Source organism: Olivibacter sp. XZL3 (assembly GCF_004368405.1).
Classification (GTDB): Bacteria; Bacteroidota; Bacteroidia; order Sphingobacteriales; family Sphingobacteriaceae; genus Olivibacter.
Map to the genome: position 1 here is coordinate 1 of NZ_SBJH01000118.1, position 13870 is coordinate 13870.

The 13870-nt window shown below is 47.2% G+C and carries 13 protein-coding genes; 8 read left to right on the top strand and 5 right to left on the bottom strand.

Going from position 1 to position 13870, the window contains the following annotated elements; all coding sequences use genetic code 11:
- Window positions 1-294: 294 nt before the first annotated feature.
- The 4 genes from EPX21_RS22850 to EPX21_RS22185 are packed head-to-tail and all read right to left on the bottom strand — an operon-like array spanning window position 295 to window position 1932.
- Window positions 295-459 carry a hypothetical protein gene (locus EPX21_RS22850; protein ID WP_166670854.1) on the bottom strand — a complete coding sequence of 55 codons (165 nt, stop codon included), beginning with the start codon at window positions 457-459 and terminating at the stop codon, window positions 295-297.
- Window positions 449-718 (bottom strand): hypothetical protein, encoded by a 270-nt coding sequence (locus tag EPX21_RS22175; protein WP_134092081.1) that lies wholly within the window; start codon window positions 716-718, stop codon window positions 449-451. The genes EPX21_RS22850 and EPX21_RS22175 overlap by 11 nt, the downstream gene beginning before the upstream one ends.
- A gap of 51 nt (window positions 719-769) precedes the next feature.
- Window positions 770-1174 (bottom strand): DUF5675 family protein, encoded by a 405-nt coding sequence (locus EPX21_RS22180; RefSeq protein ID WP_134092082.1) that lies wholly within the window; start codon window positions 1172-1174, stop codon window positions 770-772.
- Complete coding sequence (locus tag EPX21_RS22185) at window positions 1174-1932, bottom strand: hypothetical protein (protein WP_134092083.1); 759 nt, start codon at window positions 1930-1932, stop codon at window positions 1174-1176. Before EPX21_RS22185 ends, EPX21_RS22180 begins: the two co-directional genes overlap by 1 nt.
- A 604-nt stretch (window positions 1933-2536) precedes the next feature.
- Between EPX21_RS22185 and EPX21_RS22190 the strand changes: the two genes are divergently transcribed.
- The 8 genes from EPX21_RS22190 to EPX21_RS22225 all read left to right on the top strand — a co-directional run bounded on the left by EPX21_RS22190 (window position 2537) and on the right by EPX21_RS22225 (window position 13012).
- The gene (locus tag EPX21_RS22190) at window positions 2537-2857 is read left to right on the top strand and encodes a helix-turn-helix transcriptional regulator (RefSeq protein ID WP_134092084.1); all 321 of its coding nucleotides are present in this window, start codon (window positions 2537-2539) and stop codon (window positions 2855-2857) included.
- Window positions 2858-2859: 2 nt separating this feature from the next.
- Window positions 2860-3330, top strand: a complete 471-nt coding sequence (locus tag EPX21_RS22195; RefSeq protein WP_134092085.1) for an SRPBCC domain-containing protein — start codon at window positions 2860-2862, stop codon at window positions 3328-3330.
- Between the two features lie 378 nt (window positions 3331-3708).
- On the top strand, window positions 3709-4746 hold the full coding sequence (locus EPX21_RS22200) for a LacI family DNA-binding transcriptional regulator (protein WP_134092086.1): 1038 nt from the start codon (window positions 3709-3711) through the stop codon (window positions 4744-4746).
- Window positions 4747-4879: 133 nt separating this feature from the next.
- Window positions 4880-7999, top strand: a complete 3120-nt coding sequence (locus EPX21_RS22205; RefSeq protein ID WP_240768765.1) for a TonB-dependent receptor — start codon at window positions 4880-4882, stop codon at window positions 7997-7999.
- 96 nt (window positions 8000-8095) lie between these two features.
- Entirely contained in the window at window positions 8096-9577 is a 1482-nt protein-coding gene (locus tag EPX21_RS22210) for a RagB/SusD family nutrient uptake outer membrane protein (RefSeq protein ID WP_134092087.1), read from the top strand.
- A gap of 41 nt (window positions 9578-9618) precedes the next feature.
- The gene (locus EPX21_RS22215; protein WP_134092088.1) at window positions 9619-10776 is read left to right on the top strand and encodes a glycoside hydrolase family 130 protein; all 1158 of its coding nucleotides are present in this window, start codon (window positions 9619-9621) and stop codon (window positions 10774-10776) included.
- A 35-nt stretch (window positions 10777-10811) separates the two neighbouring features.
- Entirely contained in the window at window positions 10812-11675 is an 864-nt protein-coding gene (locus EPX21_RS22220; protein WP_134092089.1) for an ROK family protein, read from the top strand.
- Between the two features lie 14 nt (window positions 11676-11689).
- Complete coding sequence (locus EPX21_RS22225; protein WP_134092090.1) at window positions 11690-13012, top strand: sugar porter family MFS transporter; 1323 nt, start codon at window positions 11690-11692, stop codon at window positions 13010-13012.
- A gap of 307 nt (window positions 13013-13319) precedes the next feature.
- Here the strand turns inward: EPX21_RS22225 and EPX21_RS22230 are convergent, their stop codons facing one another.
- Window positions 13320-13763 (bottom strand): SRPBCC domain-containing protein, encoded by a 444-nt coding sequence (locus EPX21_RS22230; RefSeq protein WP_134092091.1) that lies wholly within the window; start codon window positions 13761-13763, stop codon window positions 13320-13322.
- Between the last annotated feature and the right edge of the window lie 107 nt (window positions 13764-13870).

The window sequence follows — 13870 nt, forward strand, 5'->3', positions numbered from 1 at the left end:
AACTCCTCTGGAGTTTCCCACATTCCAACATCTTAATCAACAACAATAAAAGTGTCTACTTTTTTTAGGACATGACATGTTGATTGAGGTGTTCGTTGTTTGTTGCTGGTTATTCGTTGTTGGTTGTTTGTTGCTGGTTATTCGTTGTTTGTTGTTGGTTATTCGTTGTTGGTTGTTATTTTTTCACAGTAGCACAAACCTTTTGCCCTGAAGCCTAGCGCTTATTGCCTAGAGCCTATAGCTGACTTGTATAAGGTTAAAAGCCGCCCCATCTTTCGATGAAGCGGCTTTTGTTTACCGGCGTTTTCTTAACCAGCGCAGTAAGAGGCTGACTAAAAAACTGACGGTGGCACCTAATGCGGCTAAAACACTGGTTTTTAGCAGTTCTTCGGCACTGAGATGCGGTAAGGCGCTTAAGAGGGTACCAAATAGGGTACCGGCTTTCAGGTCATGACGCATCTCGCTGATTGTTGCCAGCGTCCTCTTTTTGCTGTTGCTCCAGGCTGTCCCAAACACCCAATAACAAATTTAGGTACTTAGCGGCTTGGACGACCTTAGCCGGCAAGCCTAAGGGCGTGGCAATAACTAGCTGACTGGCCAAATGCAGTCCCTGCTTCCAGGGCTGCCACCATGGACTATTTCCTTGTCCGTTCGATGCCCGGATTGGCCCGGCATTGTGCTCGTCCGTGGAACGCAATGCTGCTTTTTCATCATTCATTATTTTGATACTAAACAATACGGATACGTATTAACACTTACTATGTAAAACCTACAGTACAGCGCTGCTAATGATCAACCATACTTGCTCATCCGCATCCAGTGCGGGGTAGGCCAGGTCTTTAATCCGTTCCAGCGCAACGCGGCTATAATTCCCTACGCCCGGCGCAATGCATTTGGTTACCGGGGCAATACAGCCTTGTAGTTCGCTTAGTGCGTTGTTCGCCGGATGAAGCAGAATAGCTTCGCGACCGGGCACGTTTACAACCGCCAACTGTTCGCCCCAGCGCTGATGCATGCGCTTGATCAGCCGGTATCGGCCTTCCGGAATACAGCTGATAAGGCGTTTGTTGTTACGCCATGGTAATTCGATGCATTCGCAGATTGCATTTCCGGAATAACTGATAATACCATTGGTACCCTTCGAATGGTATTTCCGTTGCAGATAAAGCTCCATTATGGCACATCAATCTGGATAATCGAAATAGCGTTGTAAGCGCCGTTGTTGAGTGGATACAGCACGGTGTTGACCTCTTGGTAAAAGGTAATACCGAACAGAACGAATACCGGCAGCTCATCGGCGTTACCGATGTTTAGGCTCAGTGTTTGGCTGTTGATCAGCTGTTCCTTTAGCGAGAAGCTTTCGCTTTGGCCGGTCGCAATCTCGGTCATTTCTTCGCTGTCAAAATCAACCGCAGATGCGCCATAATTAAGTTGGAAATGGGTGGCTCCCTGCGGAGCTGCAACGGCTGCGGCCGGCTGAAGGGTTTCGAGGGTTAAATTGACCGTGCCGGTAGCGCGGTCGATTGTTACCTCCTGCCTGGCAAATAGGGTGTTACTAAGTTCAGCGGCAATGTTGAAATTGAATTGCCTAAGCGGACTGAGATTTTCTGCTAAGACCTTTCTTTCGCCACGTGCGTTAACGGTATCGGCTCTTAACACCCGCATCATTCTGCTGAATAAACGGCTCGGCATTTTCGTGTCGTACGTCAGCAAAATCAAAGGTCGAAAAGCCTGCCTCAATCGCTTCGCCGCAGCACCGCCCGTGGCAAATTCGGCATTGTTTTCGCGGGTACGCTGAAACTTGGGGTCATTGGCAATCCGATCTGCACTGACGCCGGTAACCTGACGTGCCTGATACCCTGTTCTGGTTTTGTAAAAGGTCAAATCCCCGATTTTTCCTTTTAATTTGATGATACTTTCCTGTTGTGCCATGATATGGTTTTAAAACAACAGTACAAAGTTCGGTATAGGCAAAAGGAAGCCCGTCGCAAATGTCGCTATATGACGCGTTTGTCGCGATATGACGCATTTGTCGCCCTGCTAATCGCTGTTGAGAACCGCTGTTGGTTAAGGCACCATTGGTGCTTGATCCGTGTTTCATCCGTGTCTCCTATAGCCTATATCCTGCTAATATCCCGCTGTGGTACGTAAAAGCTAGGAAAAAGCGGCTTTTTAAGCAATACCTGTCGGACTACTATCGGACTCGGCTTAGGCTGGGATGGGGGTGGGAGGGCAGTTGGTTATTCGTTGCTCGTTGTTAGTTATTCGTTGCTAGTTGTGAGATTAGTTGAATCGTTGAGCAGGCTTTTTATAAATGATAAATGATAAATGATAAATGATGAATGATGAATGATGAATTTTTTTTGCGTGCACTAAGGAAGCTGATAGCTAACAGCTAATCCCTAAAGCTATAGAGCTGTTGAATAACTGAGTAAGTGACGGTTTGGCTGCGGATTGGAAGGTAATGGTTAAAAGTGAAAAAAAAATTTCACAACCAAATGGTTGTGATTATATTTGTACAACCAAATGGTTGTGTATGATAGAAAGAAGAGACGTTTTTCAAGCGATTGCTGACCCCACGAGAAGAATGATAATTCAGAAGTTATCAAAAGGGGCTTTGAATATCGGCCAAATTGTAGCGGATTCCGGAATTACCAGGCAAGGGATTGCCAAGCATCTTAAAGTGCTAAGTGAATGCGGCATGATATCGCTTACTCAGAAAGGTCGTGAACAATTTTGTGAGGTACGGCTGGATCAATTGGATGAGGTAATTGATTGGGTAAATGCCTCGCGTAAATTATGGAATCAACGCTTTGAGAAATTAGATAAATTTTTAACGGATGAAAAAACGCGATAAACATGAAATCACTAGATAAAGAACTTTTAATCACCCACCTATTTGATGCACCTATTGATCAAGTTTTCAATGCATGGACCGACCCGGAAAAACTCAAGCATTGGTACGCGCCGGATGGATGTACCATTGAATACAAGTCCATCGAAGTAAAAGAGGGTGGGCGGTTTCATTACGCCATTCATCACCCCTTGCATGGCGGTGCTTGGGTTAGAGGGGTGTATTTGGAGATACAGCCGCCGGAAAAGCTGGTGTTTACCATACAACTTTCCGATGAAAATGGGCATGCGCTGGCTCCGTCAGCAGAATGGCCTGGTGAAATCCTGACTACTGTTACCTTCGAATCCATAGGTAATAAAACAAAGGCCACCATCCACGAGGCTGTTTCGGAAGACAAGGCTAAGGAAACAGGTGCTTATCAAGGCTGGATTGAAATGTTTAAAAAACTAAACCGATTATTAGTTATTGGTTGTTAACCGCTCTCATCTCATTGCCGGCAACAGTGGTTACTATAGCCGGTTACTTGGCAACGGCGGGTATAGTCACTTCGGCTATCTCCTCGGTGGCCAAAGACGACGATGTACCTGTTGAAAAATAAGGGGATAGTTCCCTTGTAATGAAAGTATAGGGGACTTTCTTGACTTGCAGGACCACTTTTTTACGTCCGGTTGAGCGAGGTGAGGGGCGACTATTGAGGCGGCAGTGACAGTGGCAGGAGCTGTAGCAGTAGCGCAAAACTAGTGCCCTAAAGCCTACTGCTTATCGCCTACAGCAAAAATAGCCGCGCCGCTTGTATATATCTTCAAAAATTGAGACATTCGCTCAAGCCTTTCTGATAAGGGCATATATGCGATATGGCGGAGAAGAAACCCTCGATTAATGATATAGCAAAGCACCTTAAAGTTGCTAAATCCACGGTATCTTTTATCATCAACGGCAAAGCGGAAGCTCATAGGATAAGTAAGGAACAGGAACAGCGGGTGCTTAACTACGTCAAAGAAATCGGTTTTAAACCCAATTATATGGCGCAAAGCCTCGCAACGGGCAGATCGAATAGCATCGGCCTGATTGTGGAAAACATTGGTGATTCTTTCTTCGGACCGATTGCCCTCATGATCGAGAAGCAAGCAAAAAAAAGTGGCTATCGTATCATTTACAGCAGCACCTTAGGCGATACCCAAGCCGCTCTCTCGGTATTGGATCTCTTTCGGGATACTAAAGTGGATGGCTTTATCGTTGCCCCTCCTTTGCATATAGAAAAACAGATTAAGGCGATTGTGGACGATGGCGTGCCCGTAGTGATTTTCGACCGGATGCTAGAAGGAGTGGATACGGATTACGTGGGAACAAATAACCACGAAATGGTGGTGGAAGCCTGTGAGCATCTCCTGACGCAGGGCTTCGAACATATTGCTTTCGTTTCGCTGGCCTCTTCTCAAAGCCAGATGAAAGAAAGGCTGGATGGCTATATCAGCTGTGTCAATGCCCATGGACGATCGCCCATCGTACTGGAAATGACATATAATGACGAAGGCAATAGCCGGAAACAGGAGATAATGAAGTTTATTCAATCGCATCCCGAGATCGATGCCATTTTCTTTGCTACCAACTATTTGTGTATCAGTGGACTGGAAGCGATACGGGAACTGGGCCTGAAGATACCGGAACAAATTGGCATCGTTGTATTTGATGAACACGACCTGTTCCGCCTGTTTACACCTTCCATCACCTCCATTGTCCAACCGCTGGAGCAACTAAGCGCTGCAATTTTTAATACTTTGTTGAAGCGGATCAACGGCAGCCCCGCCGAACATGATCCGAACCTGCAGGTCATCCCTTCGGAATTGATTATCCGCGAATCGAGCATTAAACAGAAAAAACTTCGAAAATAACCTTGCTAAACTGGTTTTTTTAATTTAGTTTTGAAACGTCGTTTCGGACTAACCTTTTTTTTAGCTAATCAGAAAAACCGGTTTTCCTATTGGCGATTTATTGCTAATGAATTATGAATTAATACCTAATTGTATGATGAACAGTAAAAACTTATGGGTTAAACTATGCATGGTTGCGCTTCCTTATTTGCTGCAGCCGGTGCTTTCAACAGCCGCTGAGGGGGAAGCGAAGCTTGTCAGCGCAAGGGGCCAACAGCAGGGCATTCGGGGTAGAGTGCTGGATGCCGCCGGGCAGCCGCTGCCGGGCGCCACCGTTCGGGTGAAGGGCGGTACGGCGGTTACCTCTACGGATGCGAACGGGCAATTCAATTTGCCTGCTGCTAATGGACAGCAAATCTCGGTGTCCTTTACCGGTTACTTATCCACCGAGGTAATGGTTACCGGGGACAACGATTTGGTCATTACCTTAAAGGAGGACGCCGCCGCCCTGGATGAAGTGGTGGTGATGGGTTATTCCAGTCAACGGAGGTCTTCGGTGACCGGCGCAGTGGCTTCTGTTAATATGGCAGACGTTGAGTCGAGGCGGGTACCCAATGTGGCGCAGTCGCTACAGGGGCAGGTGGCCGGTGTACAGATTACACAGAGCAGTGGCGCTCCGGGGGATGGCATCAATGTGCGGATCCGTGGAGAGGGTACCATTGGTAATAATAACCCGCTTTATGTGGTAGATGGTGTACCCTCCAGGGATATTACCTTTCTAAATCCTTCTGATATTGAGTCCATGTCTGTATTAAAAGATGCCTCAGCTGCTGCTATTTATGGTTCGAGGGCGTCTGCTGGTGTGGTGGTGATTACCACCAAGCAGGGCAAGATAGGACAAAGCGCTGTTAATATAAATTACTTCGGCGGTCTGCAACAGGCTACCAATTTGCCTAAATTGCTGAATACGCAGCAATACTTGAATGTGCTTGAAAAAGCCTGGAACAATTCAGGTATTGCGGGTGAGAACCCCTATACAGCGGATAAATCCCGTACCGACCTGGCCGATACGGACTGGTTGGATGAGCTGTTTGAAACCGGTAAGACCCATAGTGTGGAGCTATCGGCCAGCGGCGGAACCGAAAAAACGCAGTACTTGATTTCAGGTGGCTATTATCGGCAAAACGGTATTGTCATTTTTGACAACGATAAGTATGAGCGGATTAATTTTAGGGTAAATGTCAATAGCGCACTGTCCGACCGATTCAAAGTAGGTACGAATATGCAGATGGCTTATTCAAAGCGGGATCAGATATCGGCTAAAGGGGACGCCCCGGGTATTATACGGCATGCCTTGTTGCGGCCACCACTTTTGGGTGTGTATAAAGACTCCGCTGATCCGACCTGGTCTGCTGCTGATCCCTTTACCGATTTGCCTTTTTACAGAAATAACCAAGTGAATACGGGCTATGAGAGCAATAAGTATGAATATACCCGCAATCCGGTAGCGGCGGCTTATTTTACCGATAATGTATTCTCGCAGATCAAAACCTTCGGTAATGTGTTTGGCGAGTATGCGCTGCTTGCGGATAAATCGTTGAAATTCCGGACAAATGTGGGGATCGATCTCAATGTGAATCATACCAAGGCCTTTTTTGAAAATTATGGCGACGACGATGGCAGTGCCGGCCCCAATGATCTCGGCAAGGGACGGCTTAATCGACCGGAAGGATTAGACGAAGACCGTGGAACCGATTTTACCCTGACCTGGAATAATGTGCTTTCTTATGATAAAACGTTCGGATCGCATCATATCAGCGCGCTAGCCGGAACGGAATATATTAAGAACAACGGCGCTTCTATCAATGGCTCGCGTCGGCGCTACGATTACACCTTGCCAACTTTCCGCTACCTCGACTATGGTAGTACCTTGCTCGACTTGTGGAACGGCGGATCGGGGTCGGAGTATGCGCTCTTCAGTATCTTCGGATCGGCAAGCTATGAGTATGAGGGTAAATATATGGTAACAGCGAATTTACGGGCAGACGAATCTTCGCGTTTCGGTGAAAACCATCGTTGGGGCTATTTTCCGTCGGTTTCTGCCGGATGGACGGTGAGCAAAGAACAGTTTATGCAGGATGTGAAGTGGATTAGCGATCTCCGTCTGCGGGCGAGTACCGGTACGCTGGGAAATCAGGAGATCGACAATTATGCGTACCTGACCTTGATGAAACGGGTGGGTGAGAACTACCTGGTGGATCGCTACGGGAACCCGGATTTGAAATGGGAAACCACCGTACAACATAATATCGGTTTAGACGCCTCATTCTTTGGCGATCATGTTTCTTTCTCGGCCGATTATTTTATAAAGGATACGCGGGACATCCTCTTACCGATTTCGCTTCCCAGTTTGGTGGGGAACGTGCAGCCTACCATTGTTAATGCAGGGCAGGTAAAGAACAAAGGATTTGAGTTTTCACTGGGATACCGGAACAGTACGGCAGGTGGCTTCCGCTATGGATTGAATGCGAACCTGGCAACGCTATCAAATGAAGTGGTGAAATTGCATCCTAATGTGCCTTATATCAGTGGTACGGCAACGCGTACGCAGGTAGGTAATCCATTGAATGCCTATTTCGGCTATCTGGTGGAGGGAATTTATCAAAACCAAGAGGAAGTGAATACGCACTTATCCGGCGTTCCGAACCCTACGCAAAGACCGGGCGATATCCGTTTTAAAGATCTGAACGGCGATGGTGTGATCAATGATCAGGACCGCGATTTTATGGGTAACCCTATTCCTAAATTGACCTATGGACTTAACCTTTCTGCTGCATACAAGGGCTTTGACCTGGCTGTGCTGATACAAGGGGTGCAGGGTGTCGACCGCTATAACGACGGAAGAAAGATACTGGATTTTGATACGCGCCCATTCAACTACACAACGGATGTGCTCGGCGCTTGGGACGGGGAAGGAAGCAGTAACACTATACCGAGGGTGACCTTCAATGACAATGGCAGCAGTCGGGTTTCGAGCATTATCTTGGAAGATGCTTCCTATGCGCGGTTGAAAAACGTAGAAATTGGTTACTCTTTCGGATCGCTGATCAAAGATATGAAGGCGCTGAAAAATATGCGCGTGTATGTTTCGGGGCAAAATCTCCTGACGTGGACGGATTATAAGGGGCTGGACCCCGAATCTACCGATTTGATCGATATGGGGACCTATCCTTCGTCTAGAACGTTTTTGTTCGGTATCAACGTAACTTTTTAATCTTAAATGCCATTAACTGAAAGCTTGCCGAACTGGTGGTTCATAACAGAACAAATAAATCGCTGTAAGGCGAGACTTTCTTAAAAAATTATAGCAATGAAAACATATATTTATAGCAGTTTGCTGGGCCTGAGCTTATTGCTCGCCGCCTGTAATATGGAAAAAGATCCGATCGGTTTGCTTACGCCCGATCAGATCAGCGATAGTCCTTCGGAGGCGACCCTGACCTCTGCCGTCAATAGTACGTATGAACCGCTCCGTAATACTACGGGCTTTCTCGGCGATGGCAGCTGGACACTTGGGCTGTTTATCCGTCCTGACTTTGTAATGGAGGATATTGCCGGAGGTGACATGAATAAAAAATGGGTTTCGGACGGCGATCAGGCCTGGATGGATGAGGTGGGACGCTTTTCGTTTACGGCGGATAACCCGGCTTTCAATGGCCTCTGGACTTATGCTTTTGAGGGGGTGTCAAGGGCCAATCTGGCAATCGATAAACTGGCTAATCCGGAAACAGTGCAGCAGGCTGGTGTTTCACAGGATCTGGCGAATCGTATGTTGGGAGAGGTGCTTTTCCTTCGTGCGTATTACTATTTTGAACTGGTAACCAATTTCGGTGATGTGCCCCTTTTAACAAAACCGCTGACAGATTTCGATGAAGCTTATGAAGTGGCGATACGGGTACCGAAGGAAGAGATTTGGCAACAGATAAATGCCGATCTACAACAGGCAGAGCAGTTGCTTCCAGATAGCAGACGTTCGGCCGAAAACGAACCTTGGCGTGTTTCGGGGGGTGCCGTATTGGCTCTTGAGGCCAAGGTAGCCTTATTCAACGAACAGTGGCAAGAGGTGCTGGCTAAGATTGACGCTTTGCAGCAGAAGGGGTATTTCGAGCTGAACAGCAACTATTTCGATTGCTTTAATAACAGTAAAAAATTCGCCGACCAGGAAGTTGTTTTTGCGTACAATCATACCCAGGGGACTTTGCCAAAGAACGGCAATGGCATCGGTTCGCTCCTGGGTTGGGGCTTTCTTGCTCCGACGGATGACTTTGTTGCTTCTTTCGAAGCAAACGATCCGCGTTTGGATTATACCGTCAATGTGGCCGATCGCTTAGTGTATAAATTGATGGGCGAGCTGAATGCCGCTAATCGAGGAAATGGCGATTCGCCAACCAACAAAATTCTGATACGTTGGGCGGACGTGCTTCTCTGGAAGGCGGAAGCTTATCTGGAAACGGGCGATTATCAGCAGGCTATTCGCCTGATCAATGAAGTACGTTCCCGTGCAAGGAATACCCCTACGGTGACGGGTGGACAGGCTCCTAGTGGGACACTGCCAGACCGTGATGTACAGGCGACTGATCCGGCGGTGATCAAAACCTGGCTCATGCAGGAGAGGCGATCGGAGTTGGGCTTTGAGCACCATCGCTTTAGCGACTTGAGACGATGGGGGGTAGCCGAACAGGTGCTGACCGCCATGGGTAAGAATTTTAATGCTCACCATTATCTGTATCCGGTACCACAGCGGGAGATCGATCTATCGGGTGGTACCATCAGCCAGAATACCGGATATTAACTTTTTAGACTGAAATGAATTATTAATTAAAGTACATATAAATGAAGAAGCGATTTTTGTCAAAGGTATTAGCAGTAGGAATGTGCGTTGTCGTATTCCTTCCTTTGCAGGCACAGCAAAAAACAAACAAATTACCCGACTGGGCTTTCGGCGGTTTTGTCCGCCCGGCTGGTGTGAACCCGGTTATCTCTCCACGCGAAAATACCACTTTCCAAGACCCGATGAGCGGGAAAGATGTTGCTTGGGAATCGAACGATACTTTTAACCCGGCAGCGGCCGTGAAGGATGGTGAAGTGGTTGTTCTCTACCGCGCCGAGGACAAGTTCGGGGTGAAGATAGGCTACCGTACTTCACGCCTGGGCTATGCAGTCAGTAAAGATGGTCTTTCTTTTACAAGAAAGGATAGGCCGGTTTTTTATCCGGCAGATGACGGACAGAAAGATTTCGAATGGCCCGGCGGAACAGAAGATCCGCGGGTGGCCGTCACGGAGGACGGGACTTACGTCATGTTCTATACCCAATGGAACAGAAAAATCGCCCGGTTGGGCGTGGCTACTTCTAAGGATTTAGTGCATTGGGATAAGCATGGGCCGATTTTTGCAAAAGCGAAAAACGCGGAACTGATTGTAGACAAATTCCATAAATCGGCTTCGATCGTGACGGAGGTGAAGAATGATAAGCAAGTAATTGCGAAAGTGAACGGCAAGTACTGGATGTATTGGGGTGAAAACGGCGTTTTCGGCGCTACATCCGATAATTTGTTGGACTGGGAACCGGTTGTAGACGAGCAAGGTGCGTTAAAAGCGTTTATCTCACCTAGGGCGGGTTATTTCGACAGCGATTTAACCGAATGCGGTCCGCCTGCTGTATTGACAGATCACGGTATTCTGCTATTATACAACGGAAAAAACAACCCAGATCGCGGTGATAAGCGTTTTAATAGGGGAACGTATAGTGCCGGCCAGGTACTATTCGATCGGAATGATCCGACGAAGGTAATCGGCCGGTTGGATGTGCCATTCTTAAGACCGATGGAGCCCTTTGAAAAGAGCGGGCAATATAGAGATGGAACGGTGTTTATTGAAGGGCTGGTTTATTTCGGAAAAAAATGGTATCTGTATTACGGTTGCGCAGATTCGAAAGTAGGGGTAGCCGTTTATGATCCGGCCAATCCGGCCCAGCCTGACCCTTTGCCCTAACACGTTTAGAAATACTAAATCATTTTAAAAGTTATATGCAAAAAACTGTTCTTGGCGCAGACATAGGAGGCTCGCATATTACTGCGGCTGTGATCGATCCGGTAACGCGATCCATCGTTGAGGAAACTTTGATCCGCAAAAAGGTCGATGCCCATGCTCCGGTCTCAACGATATTGGAGACTTGGACATCGGCATTGGTTGATGCACAGGAAGCCTGGGGCAAGCCATGTACAGATCTAAGCGTATCGATGCCCGGGCCATTCGACTATGAAAACGGAATCTCATGGATCAAAGGCATGAATAAATATGAGGCACTGTATGGCTTTAATGTTAAACAGGCTTTTGCCGAACGGATAGACCTTCCGACCAATCGTGTCCGTTTTTTGAACGATGCCGAAGCTTTTCTTCGCGGCGAGCTTATGTGCAGCGACTTGACCAAGAAAAACAGGGTGTTGGGGCTTACACTTGGGACCGGCCTGGGGGCAGCATTTTTCAATTCGGGAGCGGTAAAAGATCTGAATCTGGGTTCTTCTCGCTTTCTGGAGGGGATAGCGGAAGATTATATTTCAACGCGTGGCATATTGACTTGCTACCGCTCTTTGGGAGGTGAGGGAATCCATGATATCAAATCATTGGCCGACCGGATTCCCGGAGATGTTCAGGCCGAAGATGCCATGGGCCAGTTGGCCTATTGGCTGGCCGATTTCCTTTTGATCCATTTGCCGGAGCTGAAACCCGATGCCGTGATTATTGGCGGCAATATCAGTAAAGCTTATCGCCTGTTTCTGCCGGATGTTACTGACAGGCTTGCAGCACGACAGATTCTTGTTCCAATAAGGGTAGCGATGATGGGAGAGCAGGCTGCTCTTCTGGGCGCTGCTTCATTGATTAATAGTTAAAACACAACAGATACATGAACGCTATTTCCAACTATGGCTTTGCCATTCGGTGCTCACTGATTGCATCTTTAGGAGGTTTTCTTTTTGGTTTTGAAACGGCCGTTATTTCCGGTGCGGAAAAAAACATACAGCAGCTTTGGACACTTGATTCCTTTTGGCAGGGATTTACGGTATCGGCCAGTTTGATCGGAACTGTCGTTGGAGCGATGGTTGCCAGTATCCCTGCGCAGAAATTCGGACGTAAAAAAGTGTTGGTCATCGTTGCCCTTGCTTATTTATGCTCTGCCGTGGGCTGTGCCCTATCCTACACTTGGCTATTGTTCATCTTGTTCCGGTTTATCGGTGGGCTTGCCGTTGGCGTGTCTTCCGTCGTTGGACCGATTTATATTTCAGAGATTGCGCCTGCTGAGCATCGAGGCCGATTGACTGCTTCTTTTCAGTTTATGATTGTGCTGGGGATATTCATTGCCTACCTAACAAACTTTCTTTTTGTTGGCTTGGGAGATGAAGCCTGGCGGTGGATGCTGGGCATCATGGTGGTGCCCTCGTTGCTGTTTTTTGCCCTGTTACAGCTTGTTCCGGAAAGCCCGCGTTGGCTGGCTATCAATGGCTATAAAGATAAAGCGCATGCCATCTTTCATAAATTGGGCGAGGAGGAAGCTATGAATAGGGTATTACGCGCCGATCAGTCGGTGGGAGGCTCTCAGGAACGGTTATTTCAGAAAAAGTATTTAAAGCCTATTTTGTATGCCGTTCTATTGGCGATGTTCAACCAGTTGAGTGGCATCAATGCCATTCTTTATTACGCACCCCGTATTTTTGAGCTCGCCGGCTTTGATCAAAAGTTGGCTTACCTGCAGCCGGTATTTATCGGAGGGGCCAATTTATTGTTTACCTGTCTGGCGATGACCCTCATTGATAAGTTTGGGCGGAAACGACTGCTTTTAATTGGTAGCTTAGGCATGTTTGTGTTTTTGGGCCTGGTTGCACATGCTTTTAGTCAAGGTATTGCGGGTGCTTCTTCGGTGCTCATTTATTTGATCGGTTTTATTGCTTTCTTTGCCTTTTCGCAGGGTGCCGTAATCTGGGTTTTCATTTCCGAGATATTCCCCAATAATGTTCGCTCGCAGGGTAGTTCGCTCGGCAGTTTCACGCATTGGATCATGGCCGCCGTTATTTCATGGTTGTTTCCAATTATCGCCGAAGGCAGTCCTAATGGTGGTTATTATTCTTTTATCTTTTATAGCTTGATGATGGCTGCTTCCTTTTTCTTCATCTGGAAGTTTATGCCGGAAACGAAAGGGAAATCGCTGGAGGAAATTCAAGAGGCTTTATAGTTGTTGGTTGTTCGTTCTTCGTTATTGGTTGTTCGTTCTTCGTTATTGGTTGTTCGTTCTTCGTTATTGGTTGTTCGTTCTTCGTTGTTGGTTGTTCGTTCTTGTTGGTGGCGTAGGGGTAGGAGTAGCAGGAGCTGTAGCGGTGGTAGTAGCAGTAGCGGTGGCAGTAGCAGGAGTAAAACTAGTACCCTAATGCCTAATGCTTATTGCCTATCGCTTACAGCTAAGGCCAGTGCAACCGCCAGCCTACTGCTAACGGCCGAAAAGCTGCAGCGTGGTTGACAGTCGCAGTGGCAGTAGCCGAAATCTATTCTTCTGCAAGTTTTCTCACGATTTCCAAGCCCTCGATAAACCCGTTGCTCATCATATCTGCCCATTCTTCGTCTACTTGTACAGAAGCGCTGAGTGTAGTAACGCCGTTGCTTTCAACTAGATGATATTCTTCCAATGAACCGGCCCAGGTTTGTACTTTTTCACTTGTAGTATCTTCTTTGCCATCCATTACTTCTCCCAGGTGTTCAAATACGATGTCATAGGGTTCGTTTTTGGTCTTGATGGTACTCACCATGCCATTGCCCTTGTCGTCGAGGAAACGTGTTTTTCCGCCCACCTGCCAATCGCTTTCCATTCTGGAGTCGCCGTTCGGATTAAAGGCCTTTGTCCATTTTGAATAGGTGTTTTCATTCCAAAGTACGTCCCAAACTTTTTGGGCAGGCGCTTTGATCTCTTTTGTGAATTCCATTGTTTTCATCTGTAAATAATTATTCGTTATTAATCTTGTCTTGTCCTGATATAGGTTGACAGTTTATTATTTACAAACTGACAAGCATGATGGCGAAATTACAGAGAATGACCGTT

Coding starts and splice junctions, on each gene's coding strand:
- EPX21_RS22850 (WP_166670854.1), bottom strand. CDS start 459: ATGCGTCATGACCTGAAAGCCGGTACCCTATTTGGTACCCTCTTAAGC.
- EPX21_RS22175 (WP_134092081.1), bottom strand. CDS start 718: ATGAATGATGAAAAAGCAGCATTGCGTTCCACGGACGAGCACAATGCC.
- EPX21_RS22180 (WP_134092082.1), bottom strand. CDS start 1,174: ATGGAGCTTTATCTGCAACGGAAATACCATTCGAAGGGTACCAATGGT.
- EPX21_RS22185 (WP_134092083.1), bottom strand. CDS start 1,932: ATGGCACAACAGGAAAGTATCATCAAATTAAAAGGAAAAATCGGGGAT.
- EPX21_RS22190 (WP_134092084.1), top strand. CDS start 2,537: ATGATAGAAAGAAGAGACGTTTTTCAAGCGATTGCTGACCCCACGAGA.
- EPX21_RS22195 (WP_134092085.1), top strand. CDS start 2,860: ATGAAATCACTAGATAAAGAACTTTTAATCACCCACCTATTTGATGCA.
- EPX21_RS22200 (WP_134092086.1), top strand. CDS start 3,709: ATGGCGGAGAAGAAACCCTCGATTAATGATATAGCAAAGCACCTTAAA.
- EPX21_RS22205 (WP_240768765.1), top strand. CDS start 4,880: ATGATGAACAGTAAAAACTTATGGGTTAAACTATGCATGGTTGCGCTT.
- EPX21_RS22210 (WP_134092087.1), top strand. CDS start 8,096: ATGAAAACATATATTTATAGCAGTTTGCTGGGCCTGAGCTTATTGCTC.
- EPX21_RS22215 (WP_134092088.1), top strand. CDS start 9,619: ATGAAGAAGCGATTTTTGTCAAAGGTATTAGCAGTAGGAATGTGCGTT.
- EPX21_RS22220 (WP_134092089.1), top strand. CDS start 10,812: ATGCAAAAAACTGTTCTTGGCGCAGACATAGGAGGCTCGCATATTACT.
- EPX21_RS22225 (WP_134092090.1), top strand. CDS start 11,690: ATGAACGCTATTTCCAACTATGGCTTTGCCATTCGGTGCTCACTGATT.
- EPX21_RS22230 (WP_134092091.1), bottom strand. CDS start 13,763: ATGAAAACAATGGAATTCACAAAAGAGATCAAAGCGCCTGCCCAAAAA.